Source organism: Curtobacterium sp. 1544, from assembly GCF_040544915.1.
Taxonomy (GTDB): domain Bacteria; phylum Actinomycetota; class Actinomycetes; order Actinomycetales; family Microbacteriaceae; genus Curtobacterium; species Curtobacterium pusillum_C.
This window is the reverse complement of the sequence record NZ_JBEPKX010000019.1, coordinates 1-18,521: the sequence shown is the minus strand read 5'-3', so window position 1 is coordinate 18,521 and position 18,521 is coordinate 1. Positions and strand designations below refer to the sequence as shown.

The 18,521-nt window shown below is 69.2% G+C and carries 13 protein-coding genes; 7 read left to right on the top strand and 6 right to left on the bottom strand.

Annotation, left to right across the window (positions count from 1 at the left end):
* Positions 1 to 5: 5 nt before the first annotated feature.
* Positions 6 to 794 carry a glycosyltransferase family 2 protein gene (locus tag ABIC61_RS12025; RefSeq protein WP_354030081.1) on the bottom strand — a complete coding sequence of 263 codons (789 nt, stop codon included), beginning with the start codon at positions 792 to 794 and terminating at the stop codon, positions 6 to 8.
* A gap of 63 nt (positions 795 to 857) precedes the next feature.
* Between ABIC61_RS12025 and ABIC61_RS12020 the strand changes: the two genes are divergently transcribed.
* From ABIC61_RS12020 to ABIC61_RS12005, 4 genes are read left to right on the top strand one after another with little or no spacing between them, the layout of a single operon-like run.
* Positions 858 to 2,123: a hypothetical protein gene (locus ABIC61_RS12020; RefSeq protein WP_354030080.1), complete on the top strand. Its 1,266-nt coding sequence runs from the start codon at positions 858 to 860 to the stop codon at positions 2,121 to 2,123.
* A 14-nt stretch (positions 2,124 to 2,137) separates the two neighbouring features.
* Positions 2,138 to 3,628 carry a hypothetical protein gene (locus ABIC61_RS12015; RefSeq protein WP_354030079.1) on the top strand — a complete coding sequence of 497 codons (1,491 nt, stop codon included), beginning with the start codon at positions 2,138 to 2,140 and terminating at the stop codon, positions 3,626 to 3,628.
* Entirely contained in the window at positions 3,625 to 4,620 is a 996-nt protein-coding gene (locus ABIC61_RS12010) for a glycosyltransferase family 4 protein (protein WP_354030078.1), read from the top strand. Before ABIC61_RS12015 ends, ABIC61_RS12010 begins: the two co-directional genes overlap by 4 nt.
* Before the next feature lie 53 nt (positions 4,621 to 4,673).
* Entirely contained in the window at positions 4,674 to 6,071 is a 1,398-nt protein-coding gene (locus ABIC61_RS12005; protein WP_354030077.1) for a tyrosine-protein kinase domain-containing protein, read from the top strand.
* A 21-nt stretch (positions 6,072 to 6,092) separates the two neighbouring features.
* On the opposite strand, the gene ABIC61_RS12000 is transcribed toward ABIC61_RS12005, so the two are convergent.
* The 4 genes from ABIC61_RS12000 to dnaK form a co-directional block, all read right to left on the bottom strand.
* On the bottom strand, positions 6,093 to 6,503 hold the full coding sequence (locus ABIC61_RS12000) for a heat shock protein transcriptional repressor HspR (protein ID WP_354030110.1): 411 nt from the start codon (positions 6,501 to 6,503) through the stop codon (positions 6,093 to 6,095).
* 127 nt (positions 6,504 to 6,630) lie between these two features.
* Positions 6,631 to 7,635 carry a DnaJ C-terminal domain-containing protein gene (locus tag ABIC61_RS11995; protein WP_354030076.1) on the bottom strand — a complete coding sequence of 335 codons (1,005 nt, stop codon included), beginning with the start codon at positions 7,633 to 7,635 and terminating at the stop codon, positions 6,631 to 6,633.
* Positions 7,636 to 7,659: 24 nt separating this feature from the next.
* Positions 7,660 to 8,301 (bottom strand): nucleotide exchange factor GrpE, encoded by a 642-nt coding sequence (locus tag ABIC61_RS11990; RefSeq protein ID WP_354030075.1) that lies wholly within the window; start codon positions 8,299 to 8,301, stop codon positions 7,660 to 7,662.
* A complete protein-coding gene (gene dnaK, locus ABIC61_RS11985; protein WP_354030074.1) occupies positions 8,302 to 10,170 on the bottom strand; it encodes a molecular chaperone DnaK in 1,869 nt (622 codons plus the stop codon).
* 859 nt (positions 10,171 to 11,029) lie between these two features.
* Here dnaK and ABIC61_RS11980 point away from each other — a divergent pair.
* Positions 11,030 to 14,041 carry a hypothetical protein gene (locus tag ABIC61_RS11980; protein WP_354030073.1) on the top strand — a complete coding sequence of 1,004 codons (3,012 nt, stop codon included), beginning with the start codon at positions 11,030 to 11,032 and terminating at the stop codon, positions 14,039 to 14,041.
* A 164-nt stretch (positions 14,042 to 14,205) separates the two neighbouring features.
* Entirely contained in the window at positions 14,206 to 14,658 is a 453-nt protein-coding gene (locus tag ABIC61_RS11975; protein WP_354030072.1) for a DUF3060 domain-containing protein, read from the top strand.
* A gap of 152 nt (positions 14,659 to 14,810) precedes the next feature.
* Here ABIC61_RS11975 and ABIC61_RS11970 read toward each other — a convergent pair whose 3' ends face one another.
* Complete coding sequence (locus ABIC61_RS11970) at positions 14,811 to 17,144, bottom strand: hypothetical protein (protein WP_354030071.1); 2,334 nt, start codon at positions 17,142 to 17,144, stop codon at positions 14,811 to 14,813.
* Between the two features lie 103 nt (positions 17,145 to 17,247).
* Between ABIC61_RS11970 and ABIC61_RS11965 the strand changes: the two genes are divergently transcribed.
* Positions 17,248 to 18,390 carry a class I SAM-dependent methyltransferase gene (locus ABIC61_RS11965; protein ID WP_354030070.1) on the top strand — a complete coding sequence of 381 codons (1,143 nt, stop codon included), beginning with the start codon at positions 17,248 to 17,250 and terminating at the stop codon, positions 18,388 to 18,390.
* The last annotated feature ends 131 nt before the right edge of the window (positions 18,391 to 18,521 follow it).

The following is an 18,521-nucleotide window of genomic DNA, read 5'->3' as shown; positions in this document are numbered from 1 at the left end:
CGATGTCAGCGCAGGTACGCGGGCGGGCGCAGGCGCCAGTGCCTGGCGGCCTGCGACGCCGTCCACGCCAGGTTGCGGAACCGCTGCCCCGCGACCGAGCGCCCCTGCGCGCGGGCGAGCGCCGTGCGGGAAGCGCGCACGCGCTGAGCGGAGACGCTGAAGGGGCTGGTCGACCTGCTGTGCATGGTCCCGTGGACGCGGTACTGGGTGAGCCGTTCGGGAAGGTTCGAGAGGCGACCGACGCGCGAGAGTCGGAGCCAGAGGTCGTAGTCCTGCATCCGGACGCAACGGCTGTCGTAGCCTCCGACCGCGTCGAGCGCCGTGCGCCGGAGCAGTACCGAGGAGTGCACGAGGACGTTCTTCCGCAGCAGTGCGGCGCCGAGGTCCGCGCTCGCGGGGTTGTCGATGGAGCCGATCGGCGTGCCCTCGGCGTCGACCACGGTCGCGCAGGTCCCGAGGGCGACGAGATCGGGTTCGTCGTCGAGGCGTGCGACCTGCGCGGCGAGCCGGGACGGTTCCGCGACGTCGTCGGCGTCGAGACGGCCGATGTACTCGCCACGGGCTCGGAGCACGCCCGCGTTGATCGCTGCTGCGCTCCCGGATCGTCGCGGCATCCGGACGACGCTCACGCGCGGGTCGTGGTCGAGCGTGCCCACGGCGGTCGGGTCGTCCACCACGACGATCACCTCGAGGTCGTCGTGGGTCTGCTGCAGCACGGAGTCGACGGCGATCTGCAGCCACGGGTCGAAGCGGACGGTCGGGACGACGAAGGACACACGGGGAGCGTTGGACACGGTTCAAGTATTGCATATCACGTGTCAGTATTGATATTGTTGACGCAACCCGAAAGCGAGTCCATGCCTTCCTCGAACTCCCGAGCGCTGCTGCGCCGTGCGACGCACCTCGTCGTCGTGACCCTCCCGGCGTTCGGCGGTCGTGGTGTCCAGTTCCTCGCCCTCGCGGCGATGGCGCTGCTCGTCAGCCCGGCGGACTACGGCCGGTTCACGACGCTGCAGGTGCTCGTCCTCGGGCTCGCCAGCATCGCCGGGTCGACGATGGGCACGTCGGCCAACGCGATCGCCGCCCGCGCGGCACGCGCCGGCACCCGGGACGTGCGCCCGATCCTCGCCAGCCTGCTGATCGGTCGCCGCCGCGTGCTCGTGCTGAACGCCCTCGTCTCCGTGGTCGCGGTCCCCGTCGGGTACGCGATCGTGGTCGAACTGCCGACCGCCACGGACGTCTTCGCCCTCGCGGGGTTCGGACTCCTGAGCGCCGTCCTGCCGCTGGGCGAGACCGTGGTGGCCGTCCTGGCGGGTACCGGCCGCTACCGGACGGCGTCGTGGACCGATGCGGTCCGCGCCGTGGTCGGCGCTGGCCTCGCACTCGTGCTGGGGATGACGGCGGGGCCCTGGTGGGCGGTCGTCGGGATGCTCTCCGTCGACGGGGTGATCGCAGCGGTCGCCGTCGTCGTCACCCTCACCGCCGTTCGGAGCGGCGCGGTTCCCGAGCCCGTCGCCGATCCGCGTGCGGGTCTGCTCGCGGGGTTCAGCGCGAACGTCATGGGGCAGGTCACCAACTGGATCGTCCTCTGGGCGATCGGGGCCGTCGGCGGCGCTGCCGGCCTCGGCGTCTACGGCGTCGCGCTCCGGTTCGCGTCCATCGTCACGCTCGCACCGCAGTACTTCGGCAAGACCGTCATCGGGCAGCTCGCTGCGCCGGACCCGTCGAAGAACCTCTGGACGCCGCGGTCGTTCGTCGCCATGCTCGGTGCGCTCTCCGTGTCGGGGTCGGCGGCCTCGCTCGGTCTGCTCGTCGTCGTGTTCCCCGCGCTGGCCGAACGCTACGACGGGCTCGTGGTGATGCTGTCCGCGGTCCTCATCGCGACCTCGCTGCGTGCCGTCCTCATCGGTCTCGGGCACGTGTGCGTCGCCCGTGGGCACTGGCGCACGTGGGTGCTCGCCGACGCGACGAGTCTGGTGGTCACGGTGTTCGGCGTGCTGCTGGTGCTCGGCGGCTCCGCAGGGGTGGCGGGCGCGACGCTCGTCGTCATCGTCACGGCGGCTGCGAACGCCGCCGGGATCGCGACCCGCTTCTTCGGTCTGTCCCGGCCCGGCGCCGCATGAGCGGAGGTCGCCCGGTGAGCGCCACGATCGAGTCCGACGCCGTTCGGTCGAGTCGTGCGACCGTCCACTGGATGCTCCGCGGGGTGGTGGTCCTCGCCGTGGTGCTCTCCGTCGTCTTCGCGACGGTGGTCGGCGGCCCGGTGGGACCGTTCACGCTGCCCGTCCTCGTGCAGGCCGTCGTCCTGCTCGTCGGGATCGAGGTGTCCCGCGCGTCCCGAACCGGCCTCCGCGTCGATGCGCTGACCCTCTTCCTCGGGTGGGAGGCTCTGCGCGGGTGCATCGCGCCGGTGATCATCCAGTGGTTCGGTTCTGGGAGCAACTTCTTCTGGCGGCCCGGAACGCACGCAGATGCCACGCTCGTCCTGTTCATCGGGGTGGCCTTCGCTGCTGCTGTGGTGCTCACGCGCGCGGTGTGCGGGGTGCTCGGTCAACGACGGGGCCAGGCCGATCCCGCCGATGTCGTCCGGGTGGCGGAACTGGTCAACGGTCCGATCGCGCCGGCGGTGCTCATCGTGCTCGGTCTCGTCGGCCTGGTCCTCCGGTTCCCGGACGTCGGTTCGGTCACCTCGTTCCTCTCCGGAGACATCGACGGGCTGACGGGCAACGACATCGTGCCGAAGGGGCCGCTGACGTTCATCGGGATGGTGATCCGTCCCCTGTTGGTCCTCGGACTCGCGATGCTGGCGCGCAAGCGTCACCAGGAGGGGCGCCGGATCTGGTGGGTCTTCCTCTTCCTCGCCGGAGCGGTGGTCTTCGCCCTCGGGTCCTACGGGCTGAACCGCGCCGCGATCGTGTTCGCCGTGATCGCACTCGTGCTCGTCCTCGTCGATCGCAGTCGACGCCGGATCGGTCTCGCGTCGTCACTGCTGGCCGTCGGTCTCCTCGGCGTGTTCTTCTTCGCGGCCGGCACCCTGCGCTCGACCCTCTGGCTCGACCGCACCGGTCTCGACGCACCAGAGGTCGGGATCGTCCCCGCCCTGCAGTCCGTGCTCGTGTACGCGGCGAGTCCGATGCAGCTTTCCGGTGCGATGCCCTGGGCGGAGGAGACCGGCGCGTTCGGCGGCGAGACGTTCGTGAAGTCGCTGCTCGGTCCGGTCCCCGGGATCCCGGACGTGTGGCGTGAACAATCCGGCGTCGCGCTCTTCAACCACGCCGTCTACCACAGCTACATCGGCCGGGACCAGCTCCTGCCGACGTGGTTCGAAGGATTCCTGTCCTTCGGCCTGCCCGGGGTCCTGGGTGTCGCGCTGGTGATGGGCATCCTGCTGTTCGTCAGTGACCGCATGCGGACTCGCCTGGGTTCCTTCCCCGCCGCGTACGGTGCCGCCCTCGTCGCGCTCTGGGTGAGCCAGCCGAGCGCAGTCGGCAGCTACTCGATCCTGCAGAACGCCATCTACTTCGCACTCCCTCCCCTCATCCTCGCCGCTGTGACGTCGCGATCCCGTCGACCGTCGAACCGCGCGGCAGCGGTCCCACCCACCACCTCCGAAAGGCTCGCCTCATGAAGGTCCTCATGCTCAGCGGCATCTTCGCCCAGTCCGCGGAGTACCGCGCCACGCACATGCCCGAAACGCCCGACAGTCTGCTCGCCGCCGGACTGTCGGAAGCGGGCGTCGACGTCACGGCCGCCGCGCCGACGTTCCGCGGTGACTGGAGCGAGTACGACGTGGTGCACCTCAACCACCTCATGAACGCCTGCGTCCGGTCACTCGTGACACCGCGCGCCCGTGTCGTCTTCACCCCGCACTTCAGCGGGTGGAAGCCGCTGCACCACCGGATCGCCCTCCGTGCGACGGAGCGTCGCGCGGACCGGCTCGTCGTCTTCACCGACGACGAGCGCCGTCGCCTCGGCGGTCGTGTCCCTGAGGAGAAGGTCGCGGTGATCCGCAACGCCCTCGACGTGCAGCACTTCTCCGCCGTACCGCGTCACCGCCCTGCGCCCGGTGAAGCGTGGGAGCTGCTGTACGTCGGGCAGCTCGTCGAGTTCAAGCGCGTACACCTCGCGCTCCAGCTGCTGCGGCGGATCCACGACCGAGGAGAGCGCGCCGTCCTCCGGATCGTCTCGCACCGGGAGAGCCTGCGCCCCGATCTCGAGGCGGAAGCGCGACGTCTCGGCGTCCACGACGCAGTCGAGTACGTGGGCGCCCGCGACCGGGCCGGAATCGGCGAGGAGATGCGACGGGCGCACATGCTCGTGCTGCCGTCGTACCGCGAGGGGCAGTCGACCGTCGCCGGAGAGGCGATCGTGAGTGCGCTGCCGGTCCACATGTTCGACGTCGCCGCCGCGGTCGAACAGGTTCCGCGTGGTCACGAGCTGCCGGCCATCGACGACATCGAGCGGTGGCTCGACCTCGGGGTCGAGCGACTTGCCTCCTACGAGGACTGCGCTGCTGCGTTCGCGGCCCAAGCGCCGGTCGAGCGGGGACTGCTGTCCCTCGACCGAGCAGTCGGTCAGCACATCGAGCTCTACGACGACCTCGTCCGCACCCGACACTGATTCAATAACATGTGATATATTCATACTCGACACCACCGACCAAAAGGAACCCGATGGACTTCGAATCGATCATCCGCCTGGTACGCCGAGGATGGGTCGCGCTCGCACTCTCGGCTCTGGTCGGAGGCGCCGCCGGCTACGCGTTGACCCTGATCCAGCCCGCCAGCTACGAGGCCGCCACGTCTCTCTACGTCTCGGTCCCGGGTGCGTCCAACTCGTCCGAGTTGGCGCAGGGGGGCACGGCGGCTGAGCAGAAGGTCCAGTCGTTCGCGAACGTCGCGGTCAGCGGTCGGGTGCTCGAGCCGGTCATCGCGGCCCTGGGGCTCGACACGACGGCAGAGGAACTCGCGAAGCGCGTCCGCACGCAGACCCCGATCGACAGCGTGCTCGTCAACATCACGGTGACCGACCGCGATCCGGCGCAGGCCGCCGAGATCGCGAACGGCATCGGAGAGAGCCTGGCGAAGGTCGTCACCACCGAACTCGAGGAACCGGCCGAGGGTGCGAGCCCGTTCCGGATCACGACCATCGAGCCGGCGGTCGCCCCGCGGTCCGCCGCATCACCGAAGCTCTCGGTGAACGTCGCAGCCGGGCTCGCGCTCGGTCTGCTGGCCGGGTTCGCGGCGGCGGCGCTCCGCACTGCCCTCGACAACCGACTCGAGTCCCGTACGGACGTCGAGACGCTTGCTGGGGCACCCGCCATCGGGGAGATCGCACTCGAGAAGTCCGTGCGGGACGACCCGCTCGTCTTCCGTGCGCAGCCCACCAGTCCGCTCGCCGAGGCCTTCCGTCGACTGCGCATGAACCTGCAGTTCCTCGAGATCGGCCGCACGTCGCGGAGCTTCGTGGTGACGTCGTCGATCCCCGGTGAGGGCAAGACCACGACGGTCGTCAACATCGCGCTCGCGCTCGCCGAGAACGGCCTGCGGGTCGCGCTCGTCGACGCCGACCTCCGGCGACCGCGCATCGCGGACGTCATGGGCATCGACGGGACCGCGGGTCTGACGGACGTGCTCATCGGACGCCTCGAACTCGAGGACGCCGAACAGCCGTGGGGGCGTGACGGACTCGTGGTGATGCCGTCGGGGGCGATCCCGCCGAACCCCACCGAGCTCCTCGGCAGCGGAGCGATGGCCGCCGTGGTCGCCGAACTCGAGCAGCGTTTCGATGTGGTCCTGCTGGACGCGCCTCCGCTGCTCCCTGTGGCCGACGCGGCGGTCCTGTCGAAGATCGCCGGCGGTGCGCTCCTCGTTGCTGCCCTCCACCGGACCACACGGAAGCAGCTCGCCGGCGCTCGAGCCGTCCTGGCGGACGTCGGCTGTGCAGCGGTCGGCACCATCATGACGATGGCGAAGGCCCGTCGACGGTCCGTCTACGACTACCAGTACGAAGCCTCCGCCACTTCGAACCGCCTGGTGGTGGACTCTGGGTCCAGTCCACGCCACAGCTGACCGGCCCGGATCGGTTGCGGCTCAGCGCGGCCCGCGGTACAGCACGATCTGCGTGTTCCGCTGCGGCCGCGAGCCGGCCTTCAACGAGATGGCGGCACCGGACGCCGTGGCAGCGAACACCCGGGCACCCGGTCGGCTGATGAGCTGGTCGGCCAGCGCGGTCTCGAGTTCGCTCACCCGCTGCCGGAGCGCCCGGTTCTCGTTCTCGAGGTCGAGCACGCGGCGGATGCCCTCGAGCGAGACGCCCTCGGACCCGAGCCGCGCGATCTCGCGCAGCTGCGCGACGTCGCGCATCGAGTACCGACGCGACCCGCCGCGCGTGCGGCCCGGCACGACCAGGCCGAGCCGGTCGTACTGCCGCAGCGTCTGCGGGTGCATCTCGGCGAGCTCCGCCGCCATCGCGATCGCGAAGACGGGCGAGTTCTCGTCCATGTCGGTCATGGCGTGTTCCTTTCCGTCGTTCGCGTGGTCTGAAAACCAGCCTGGAGGCACGGCGCGCGTTCCTGACGGAGCCGCGCCGTGCCTCCAGGCCGGGTTGTACTGCTGTTGTTGCGTGACGCTAGCTGCGCGCCTTGGCGAGGAGGTCCTCGCGGGGATCTTCATCGGGCAGGGTCTCGGCGAGGGCCTCGACGGCCTCCCGCTGCTTGTCCGACAGGTGCGACGGCACCGCGACCTGGACGGTGGCGAGCAGGTCGCCCGTCCCGTTCTTGGTCGTGACGCCGCGGCCCTTGACACGGAGGACGCGACCCGACGGCGTGCCGGGCGCGACCTTCAGCTTCACCGGGTCGCCACCGAGGGTGGGGACCTGGATCGTCGCGCCGAGCGCTGCCTCGACGAACGTCACGGGGACGTCCAGCCGGAGGTGCTGCCCGTCGCGTTCGAACACCGGGTGCTTCCGGACGGTGACGGTGACCACGAGGTCACCGGCCTCACCGCCGTCGGGAGAGGGTTCACCGCGCCCACGCAGGCGGATCTTCTGGCCGTCGGCGACGCCCGCGGGGATGCGGACGTTCACCGGACGGCCGTTGCCCTGCGAGAGCTTGACGGTGTCGCCGGCGATCGCCGTGGTGAAGTCGAGCGTCGTCGTCGCGGAGACGTCCCGGCCCTTCGTCGGTCCCCCGAAGCCGCGGTAGCCGCCGGAGGACTGGCCGAAGCCCCCGCCCCCGCCGAACATCCCGCCGAGGATGTCCTCGAAGCCGCCGGCACCGCCTGCTCCGCCCTGGCCGAAGCGGACACGCTGTCCGCCGCCGCCCTGGCCGAACATCCCGCCGAAGACGTCCTCGAAGCCGCCGCCCTGGCCCGGGCCACCCGCGGTGAAGCGGGCACCCGAGCCCATGGCGCGGACCTGGTCGTACTCCTGCCGCTGCTCCTTGTCGGAGAGGACGGAGTACGCCTCGCTGATCTCCTTGAAGCGGTTCTCGGCGGCAGCGTCACCCGGGTTGGAGTCCGGGTGGTACTGCCGCGCGAGCTTGCGGTACGTCTTCTTCAGCTCGGCGTCGGAGGCGTCCTTGGAGACCCCGAGGACCTTGTAGAAGTCCTTGTCGAACCAGTCCTGACTGGCCATGGATCACCTACCTCCTGTCCGGGTTCAGGCCGGGACCGCCACGGCGACCTTGGCCGCACGGAGGACGCGCTCGCCGAGCTTGTAGCCCGGCTCGACGACGTCCGCCACGGTCTGGCCGGTGGCGCCCGGGGTGGGGAGCTGCACGATCGCCTCGTGGATGTTCGGGTCGAAGGACTCGCCCTTCTCGCCGATCTGCACCAGCTTGAACTTCTCGAAGCCCCCGCGGATCTTCTGCCCGATGACCTGCATTGGGCCCTCGGCGAGGTCGCCGTGCGCCTCGGCACGGGTCAGGTCGTCGAGCGCCGGGAGGAGTGCACGCACGACCTCCGCGATCGCGACCTCGCGGTTGGCCTCGCGGTCGCGCTCGACGCGCTTCCGGAAGTTCACCAGCTCGGCCTGCGCACGGAGCATGTCCGCACGCATCTCGGCGACCAGGTCGCGGTCCTCGGTGCTCAGCTTGTCCTCGGCGATGCCACGGGCGGCGTCGGCGAGGAGTGCCTCGTCCTCCGGGGAGAGGTCGGTGGCACCCCCTGCCGGCGCGTCCGTCGGGACCTCGACGTCGGGGCCTTCGGCCTCGATGAGGTCCTCCGGCTGCTCCGCGTTGGTGGCGTCCCCTTCGACCTGGGGCTCGTCCTCGTTCGGGACGCTGTCCTTGGAGTCCGTCATCTACTTCTTGTCCTTGTCGTCCTCGTCGTCCACGACCTCGGCGTCGACGATGTCCTCGTCGTCCTGCGCTGCCTGGTCGTCGGCGGTCGGCTGCTCGCCGCCGGCCGCTGCGCCCGCGTCCTGCTGGGCGTAGATGGCCTGGCCGAGCTTGCCCTGCGACTCGTTGAGCTTGTCGAAGGCCGTCTTCACGGCGTCCTCGTCCTCACCCGCGAGGGCGGACTTCAGCGCGTCAACGTCGGCCTGCACCTCGGACTTGACGTCCGCGGGGAGCTTCTCGTCGTTCTCCTTGATGAGCTTCTCGATCGAGTAGACGAGCTGCTCCGCCTGGTTGCGACGCTCGTTCGCCTCACGGCGGGCCTTGTCCTCGGCCGCGTGCTCCTCGGCCTCGCGGACCATGCGCTCGATGTCCTCCTTCGGCAGCGACGAGCCGCCGGAGATGACCATCGACTGCTCCTTGCCGGTGCCCTTGTCCTTCGCGGACACGTGCACGATGCCGTTGGCGTCGATGTCGAAGGTGACCTCGACCTGCGGGACGCCGCGAGGGGCCGGGGCGATGCCGGTGAGCTCGAAGGTGCCGAGCGGCTTGTTGTCACGGGTGAACTCGCGCTCGCCCTGGAAGACCTGGATCGCGACCGACGGCTGGTTGTCGTCAGCGGTCGTGAAGGTCTCGCTCCGCTTGGTCGGGATGGCGGTGTTGCGGTCGATGAGCTTCGTCATCAGGCCGCCCTTGGTCTCGATGCCGAGCGACAGCGGCGTGACGTCGATGAGCAGGACGTCCTTGCGCTCGCCCTTCAGGACACCGGCCTGCAGCGCGGCGCCGACGGCGACGACCTCGTCCGGGTTGACGCCCTGGTTCGGGGACTTGCCGCCGGTCAGCGACTTGACGACCTCGGCCACGGCGGGCATGCGGGTCGAGCCACCGACGAGCACCACGTGCGCGATGTCGTTGACCGAGACACCGGCTTCCTTGATGACGTCGTTGAACGGCTTCTTCGTGCGGTCGAGCAGGTCGGAGGTCATCTGCTCGAACTGGGCGCGCGAGATGGTCTCGTCGAGGTTGAGCGGGCCGTCGGCCGTCAGCGTCAGGTACGGGAGCTGGATGCTCGCGCTGAGCTGGCTCGACAACTCCTTCTTGGCCTGCTCCGCAGCTTCCTTGAGGCGCTGCTTCGCGATCTTGTCGGTCGACAGGTCGACGCCGTGCTCGTCCTTGAACTTCTTGATGAGGAAGTCGACGATGCGCTGGTCCCAGTCGTCACCACCGAGGCGGTTGTCACCGGAGGTCGCGCGGACCTGGATGGTCGAGAAGTCGTCGTCCTTGCCCACCTCGAGCAGGGAGACGTCGAACGTGCCGCCACCGAGGTCGAAGACCAGGATGAGCTCGTCTTCCTTGCCCTTGTCGAGGCCGTACGCCAGTGCAGCAGCGGTCGGCTCGTTGATGATGCGGAGGACGTTGAGCCCGGCGATCTCGCCGGCATCCTTCGTGGCCTGGCGCTCGGCGTCGTTGAAGTACGCCGGCACGGTGATGACCGCGTCGGTGACGTCTTCGCCGAGGTACTGCTCGGCGTCGCGCTTGAGCTTGCCGAGGGTGCGGGCCGAGATCTCCTGCGGCGTGTACTTCTTGCCGTCGATCTCCGTCGTCCAGTCGGTGCCGATGTGGCGCTTGACCGACGCGATGGTGCGGTCGACGTTCGTGACGGCCTGGCGCTTGGCGGTCTCGCCGACCAGCACCTCGCCGTCCTTGGTGAAGGCGACGATCGACGGCGTGGTGCGGAGGCCCTCGGCGTTCGCGATGACGGTGGGCTCACCGCCCTCGAGCACGCTGACGACCGAGTTGGTGGTTCCGAGGTCGATGCCTACTGCACGTCCCATGTGGTGATGCTCCTTCGATTGGTGCGGAAGTCGTTGGACTTGCGTCCGATGGGCTCAACTCTACTCCGGACAGGAGGCACGTCAACCGCGCGTACGAAAAGTTGCGTCGTTCGCACTCAACTCACAGCAGGTCTCGAATCGGTATCGCCGTTCGTATATTGGTATGTCACGTGATATTCTGGATGTACATGCAGCGACGGCGAGGCCGTCGCGTGTGTGCTTCCCTCCCGCACAGCCGCCGTCGCGCGGCCTGTCCTGAAAGATGCACATGTCTCACAAGAAGAGGGCCGCGTCGGCCTTCAAAACCCTCGGCGCAGCCGGGCTAGCCGCGGCCACGCTCGCGTCCAATTTCTCGCCTTCTCCCGCTGAAGCCAACACCAGCGCTCCTCCTGCAATCCGTTCGAATGCTGCTACACAGGATGTGTCCCCGCGCTTGAGTGGCAAATTTGTCATGTCGCAGGGCGGGCTATATTTCGGGCTTTACGCACCTTCCGCAGGTGGGCTGATGAATGGGGGGAGCGGAAAGGCAACCAATACGGACGCGGCGCGCGACGCCGCCGTTTGGACGTTCCCTGCATTTGATGAGCGTGGCGAGGTTCGAGGCACCGGAACTGCTAGTAACACCTGCCTCCAGATCAGCAAGTTGGTGGACCGAATCACCAACCATCGGTGCAGCGGAGCGAGCTCCCAGAACTTCCAGTGGTACCAGGCCACCAACGGTCGGTGGTACCTCTACTCAGAAAACTATCCTGGCAATAGGAGCCTAGGGACGGAGTGGTCTGCTGTCGACCGCAACTCTTTCGCAGCATGGGTTGACATCACACAACTCGCCCCCGAGGCAAGCGCTTTGACTGCGGACGTGACGAAGACGAACAATATCGCGAAGTCTGCGGCGGTATCGGGGACGGCGACGCCGAAGGGGACTGTCACGATCGGCGACAAGACCGCGAACGTCGACGACAACGGGAAGTGGTCGATACTGGTCGAGAACCTGCGGGTCGGGGCGAATCCTCTGACCGCTGTGCAGAACTTCAACGGCGCGAAGGTCGACGAGAAGCCCGTCACGGTCACGATCGTCGAGGGTGGCACCCTCGTCGGCATCGACCAGGGGCCCGTCGGCCTTCAGCGCGGCGAGTCCGAGCAGGTCCCGATGGTCGTGCAGAACAACGAAGCGCGGTCGGACGTCGACGGCACCGTCACGGTCACTGCTCCAGAGAACACGACCTTCACCCGGCAGAGCACCGTTCAGGGATCGATCCGCGCGGTCGGCTCCGACGAGTGGTCGGCCTCGGACTCGGTTCCACTCGAGAACGGCCGCGTCTCGACGGACGGCAAGACCGCCACGTTCGACGTCGACTGGGCCGGGGCTCGTCCCGCTGGGCAGCAGTACCGCTTCCTGCTCGACGTCACCGCGGACGAGGACGCGGCCGCAGGTGCCGGTCAGATGGACTTCGTGTTCAGCGGCGACAGCTCGAAGGGCGACTTCCGGGCTGCGGGGAAGACGACCACCGACCTCGAGGTCGCGCAGCGCGACCTGACCGCGGAGGTCGACTCGATCGATCACGCTTCCGGTAGCGCGGTGCTCAAGGGCACGGCGACACCGAATGCAACGATCGTCGTCGGTGATCAGAGCGCGACCGCGAACAGCGACGGCGAGTGGACCCTCGAGGTCACCGGCCTCGAGTCGGGTCCGAACAGCCTGCTCGTGGAGCACAAGATCGGTGAGGACACCGTCGACTCCAAGCCGATCACGGTCACGATCAACAGCACCGCCATCGTGGGCCAGGACGGCACTCCGGCGACGCTCAAGCGTGCCGAGACTACGAAGGTCGAGACGCAGTTCAAGACGCAGGGCGACGTCTCGCGCCCCGACGCGACGGTGACCTTCACGGCTCCGGAGGGCACCACCTTCGCCGAGGGGCAGGACACGATCCAGGGCGCGTACAAGAAGCCCGGCGAGGACTGGACGAACCGGTCGACGACCCTCACCGGCGGCGACCTGTCGATGGACGGCAAGACGTACACCTTCACGTTCAAGCCGACCTCGAGCACCTGGACGCTGCCGGACGCGTCGCTGCTGCGGTGGAGCATCGACGTCGAGACGCCGGCGAACATCGCGGACGGCTCGACCTCGATGACGACCAAGCTCGTCGGAACGGCGGTCGAAGGGGCGTTCGACACGACGAGCACGACCGAGACCACGATCGAGTCCGCTGAGACCGAGCTCGAGGCTGAAGTCGAGTCGGTTGACAACGAGGCGCTGACCGCGAAGCTCGTCGGGACGGCGACCAAGGGCTCGACGGTGTCGGTCGGGACCCAGTCCGTCGACGTCACCAATGACGACGGCTCGTGGGAACTCACCGTCTCTGGCCTGCAGTACGGCGAGAACACGCTCCGGGTCGTCCAGACCATCGACGGCCGCGAGGTCGACGACAAGCGGGTGACGGTCCAGGTGGACGGTGTGAACCGCGATTTCGTGGTGACGACGCCGGAGAACGAGTCGGAGCACAAGGGTGAGATGGTCACCTTCTCCGGTGACGGTCGCGCCGGCGAAGAGGTCCGTGTCCACGTCACCAACTTCGCGAGCACGGACGTCACGACGAAGGTCGGTGACAACGGTCGCTGGTCGGTGCAGCGGTGGATCGGTGACGGTACTTACGTCATCGACGTGACGCAGCAGAACGCTGCCAACGAGATCACGGGTGAGCGGCGCGGCCTCGTGCTGAACAAGCCCGTCGACGAGGCGCCGGTGAACAAGCCGTTCGAGGTGACGTCGCCGGAGTCGGGTGAGGAGCGCCGCGGTGAGATGGTGACCTGGACCGGTACCGGCAACGCTGGTGACACTGTGACGTTCACGCCGAAGGGCGCGACCCAGTCGGCGTGGTCGACGGTCGTGAACAACAAGGGCGACTGGAAGGTCGACCGGTGGGCCGGGACGGGTTCGTACGACATCGACGTGGTGATGACCAACGCCGCCGATGAGCGCACGGGTGGTCCGGTGAACATCCTGCTCAACCAGGACGTCAACCTCGACTTCGCGGTGACCTCGCCAGAGAACAACTCCGACCACAAGGGTGAGCTCGTCACGTTCGAGGGCAACGGCAACGCGAACGAGCAGGTCACCCTCACGGTGACGAACTTCGAGAGCACGCCCATCTCCACCCGCGTGGACCGCACCGGTCACTGGAAGATCCAGAAGTTCCTCGGGACCGGGGCCTACACGATCGACATCGTGCAGACGAACGTCTCCACCGGAGCGATCACGGGTGAAGAGCGCGGCATGCAGTTCAACCAGCCGTCGGACGAGGCGCCGGTGAACAAGCCGTTCGAGGTGACGTCGCCGGAGTCGGGTGAGGAGCACCGCGGTGAGATGGTGACCTGGACCGGTACCGGCAACGCTGGTGACACTGTGACGTTCACGCCGAAGGGCGCGACCCAGTCGGCGTGGTCGACGGTCGTGAACAACAAGGGCGACTGGAAGGTCGACCGGTGGGCCGGGACGGGTTCGTACGACATCGACGTGGTGATGACCAACGCCGCCGATGAGCGCACGGGTGGTCCGGTGAACATCCTGCTCAACCAGAACGTCGACCTGCCCTTCGCCCTCACCTCTCCGGAGAACGGCGCGGACCTGCGCGGCCAGCTGGTGACGTTCGAGGGTGACGGCAACGCGAACGAGGAAGTCACCATCACGGTGACGAACTTCGAGAGCACGCCGATCTCCACGCGCGTCGACACCAAGGGTCACTGGAAGCTCGAGAAGTTCCTCGGGACCGGGGCGTACACGATCGACATCACGCAGAAGAACCGCACCACCGGTGCGATCACCGGCGAGCTGAAGGGCCTGCAGTTCAACCAGCCCGCCAACTGATCGTCGCACCACCGCACCTGATCGGCTGACGCCGATCGACACGGCCGGGCCCGGCCACCACCGGGCCCGGCCGTTCCACGAGCACGGCCCGACCGTCATCTGGTCCGGCCTCTCATGACCACGCCGCGGAGGCACGACTCCGCATCACAGACAGGAAAGCCGTCATGCGCGCCACCACCCGGATCGCGATCTCCCTGAGCGCAGCAGCGCTCGCCTCCCTCGTCCTCGTTGGCTGCTCCGCTACCGCAGACGAGGTCGACAGCTCCAGCACGAAGTCGCCGGCGCCGACCACGTCCGCCAGCTCGTCGCCGGCCGGCGGCGTCGCCGACGACAGCGGCGCCTGTGTCGACGGAGTGTCGGCGCCGGTCAAGAGCGACGCGACGTTCTCGCTCGACACCTGTGACTTCGTCGACGTCATGGGCTCGAGCAACACCATCACCACCGACGCGCTGAAGAAGCTGACGGTCGAGGGTGACGGCAACACGATCACCGTGGAGTCGGTCTCCGAGATCACCACCGCCGGGAAGGACAACACCATCTACTACGGCGGCAAGGAACCCGTGCACCACGAGGCCGGGAACGGGACGAAGCTGATGCCGCTCTCCGCGAAGGAGTAGCGCACCTCCCGACCACGACGAACGCCCCTTCCGGTGATCCGGAAGGGGCGTTCGTCGTCCCGGCACTCCCAGCGGCCGGTCGCACCGCGCGGCGGCCGGCACGGAAGAGCCCCCGCAACCAGAAGGCTGCGGGGGCTCTGGGCGGTGGCGCGTCAGCGCGCGGGCGTCATGACGATCGGGTCCGAGGACTCCGGCGCGCCGGTCTTCGGCGTCATCGTGACGACGAAGCGGTACCGACCGTTCCCGACGTACTTGCCGACCTTCCAGGTCCCGTCGCCGGCGACCGTGGTGCTGACCGAGGCGAGACCGGGCCCCGGGTCGACCAGGACGTCGGCCCCGACCGCGCCGGTACCGACGAACTCGAGCACGGTATCCGGCGTGAACGTCGTCTCGGTGGACGGAGCGGTCACCGTGAAGGGCTTGTCCTCACCCGCGACGGGCTGGTTCACCCGGAAGTCGGTGACGCGCCCGGTGGTCTCACCCGCGGTGTTCCGCTGGGTGATGTCGAACGTGTACGCCCCGGTGCCGAGGTAGCGCTGGACGCTCCACGTGCCGTCGTTCCGCACCGACGTCGTCACCGGCGTCGACGTGAAGTTGGTGACATCGAGCGTCACGTCGTCGCCGACCGCGCCCGTGCCGGTGAAGGTCACCATCTCGCCCTTGTGGTCCGACCCCGCCTCCGGGCTCGTGACCGCGAAGGGCCGCTCCGCGCCCGCGGCTGGCTGGTTCAGGCGGAAGTCGGACACGGTCGCGGTGGTGTCGCCGGCAGCGTTCCGCTGGGTCACCTCGAACGTGTAGGCGCCGGTCCCGAGGTACCGCTGGACGCTCCACGTGCCGTCGGTGCGGACCTCGGTCGTCACCGGCGTCGACGCGAAGTTCGTCACCTCGAGCGTGACGTCTTCACCGGGCTCTCCGCGACCGGTGAAGGTCACCATCTCGCCCTTGTGGTCCGAGCCGGCCTCCGGACTCGTCACTGCGAAGACGTCGGCGACCTCGGCGGTGAAGGAGATGTCCTTCATGACCGAGGTGCGACCGTCCGCGGTGGTCTGCGTGAAGGTGACCTCGTAGCCGTCGGCGCTCGCGAGGTCGGCACGAGCAGACCACTTCGCGACGCCGGAACGGGTCGCCTCGGCCTCGGCACGGAACAGTTCTGTCCCCGTCTGGTCGTGTGCGACGACGGTGGCGCCGGCTTCGGCCGACCCGGAGAAGTCGTTCTCACCGGGCGTGTAGGAGTTCTCTGCTGCCACGCCGTCGACCTGCAGCAGGCGGGGGAGCGCGACGCGCTCGGACGTCGCCGAGTAGCGCTGTCCGTCGAAACCGAGGTTGACGAGGTCGAGCTGCTTCCCGGTGAACTGGGCACGGATGTTGAAGCTCCACCCGTTCGTGCCGGACGGGATCGACCCGACGACGGTGTCGCCGTCGAGGACCTGCGCGCCCGCGATCTGCTGGACCTCGCCGATGACCTGGACGGTGCCGTCGGGCAGGACGTTGACCTCGCGCACGGCGGGCTTCGTCACGGCCGCGCTGACCGGCAGCGGCGTGAGTTCGGCCGGGGACACGGCGGACTCGGTGCCGTCGGCCGCGATGGCCACGACGTCGACCGTGGAGCCGAGGTGTTCCTGCGGGACCGTCGCCGTGAAGTCGCCGTCCACGACCCGCGTCTCACCGATCGACTTGCCGTCGGCGGTGCGGACCTCGACCTCGACCGTGCGGTCGTCGACTGCGCCCCACAGGGTGAAGTCGCCGTCGAGGCGACGTTCGGACGGCTGGACGACCGGTGCAGCGGGCGGTTCACCGGTGCCCTCGGAGAAGGCCACACGGTCGATGACGCTCTTCCGCCCGTCGGGCAGGGTCTGCGTGAAGGTGACGGTGTGGTCGCCGGCGGTGAGCTCGGCATCGGCGCTCCAGGCTCCGACGGCGGTCCGGGCAGCAGGGACCTCGGTCTCGAAGAGCGTCGTGCCGCTGGCGACGTCGGTGGCCGTGATGGTGGCGCCGGCGGACGCGGTGCCGCGGAACTGCTTCGTGCCGGGGAGGAACTGGTTGGACGCGCGGAGGCCGTCGACCTGCAGGGTGCGCGGCAGGGCGCTCCGCTCGGTCCGGGTCTTCGTGCCGTCGGCGGCGGTGTGGACCCGGACGAGGTCGAGCGCGCTGTCGCGGTACTTGTCGAGGGCGCGGAGGAGGAAGAGTCCCTGCCCGCCGGCCCAACGGCTGACGGTCTCGTCGCCGTCGAGCAGGTAGACGTCGTCGCCGCCGGCGAAGCCCATGACGGCACGCGAGCCGGCGAAGGTGTCCTCGATGCGCGACACGATCGGTGCATCGAGTCGCGGGTCGACGGGGATCGAGTCGACCGGCGGGTCCTGCGCGACCGAGGACGCGGGCGGGGGTGTCGCTGCGGACGCCATGACCGGGGTCAGGAGGCCGAAGCCGAGGGACGCGGTGACGATGCTGCAGACGACTGCAGTGCTCCGGAACGGAGAGGGGGCCATGAGAGCTCCTTCTGGTGGGGGAGCCCCAGTGTATTGATATTTCGTATACGGTCGGTGTGGACCTTCCGAGTGCGATGGGACCGCCCCCGGCTACGCTGGCGCGGTGCCACCCGACTTCGCCGACTTCTTCCGCCGCCGCGACGACGCCGCGGCGGACCTCATCGCGATCGACGGCACGGACCGCTTCATCCTCGACGAGGCCCCGCACGTGCACGGCGACGCGCTCCGGCAGCCGGGGGAGGTCGCCGTCGTCGACGACCGGTTCGGGGTGCTCACGCTCGGCGCCATCACCGTGCACGGCGCGTCCGACGTCCGGGTCGTGCAGGACTCCCTCGTCGGGGTCCGTGCGCTCGAGGCCAACGCCGGGACGTTCGGCCGTCGGGGCTTCCACCACCCGGAGACGCTCGAGCAGGCCTTCCGCGACGTCCGACTCGTGTTGCTGCGGCTCTCGAAGTCGAACGACCGGCTCGACGAGGTCGCCCGTGCGGTCGCCCGCTACGCGGCCCCCGACGTCGTGCTGTTGTGCGGCGGCGTCACGAAACACATGAACCTGTCGCAGAACGACGTCCTCCGCCGGTACTTCGGCGAGGTCACGGCGTCGCGGGGGCGGGGGAAGTCCCGGTTGCTCATCGCGCAGGATCCGCTGCGTGCCTCGGCCACCCGGGCCGACGCGACGAACCCGTGGCCGCGGTCCGTGCACGTCGACGACCTCGGGATGACCCTCGTGGCGCACGGCGGCGTCTTCGCCGGGACCTCGCTCGACCAGGGGACACGGGTGCTGCTCGACGCCGTCGACGACGCGGTCCCCACGGCACGGACGATCGTCGACCTCGGCTGCGGGAACGGTGTGATCGCCGCTGCGGTCGCCCGCCGACGCCCGGCGGTGAAGGTGGTCGCGACCGACGTCTCCGCGATCGCGGTCGCCTCCACCCGGGCGACCGCGGCGGCGAACGGCGTCGCCGACCGCGTGCAGGTCCTGCGCTCCGATGCCGGCGACGAGCTCGGCGAGGGCATCGCGCAGCTCGTGCTCTGCAACCCGCCCTTCCACGCGGACACCACGGTGACCACCGACGCGGCCGAGGCGATGTTCCGGAACGCGGCCACGATCCTCCAGTCCGGCGGTGAACTGTGGTGCGTCTGGAACTCGCACCTGCGCTACCGGCCGGTGCTCGAACGCTTGGTCGGGCCCACCCGACAGGTGGTCCGGACCCCGAAGTTCACGGTCACCGCGTCGCGACGCGGCTGACACGACAGAGGGGAGGGGGGGGGGGGGCGGGGGGCCCCCCCCCCCCCCCCGGGGGGGGGGGGGGGGCCCCCCGCGGGGGGGGGGGGGGGCCCCCCGGCCCCCCCCGGAGCCGGGGGGTGTTGGCGCCCCGC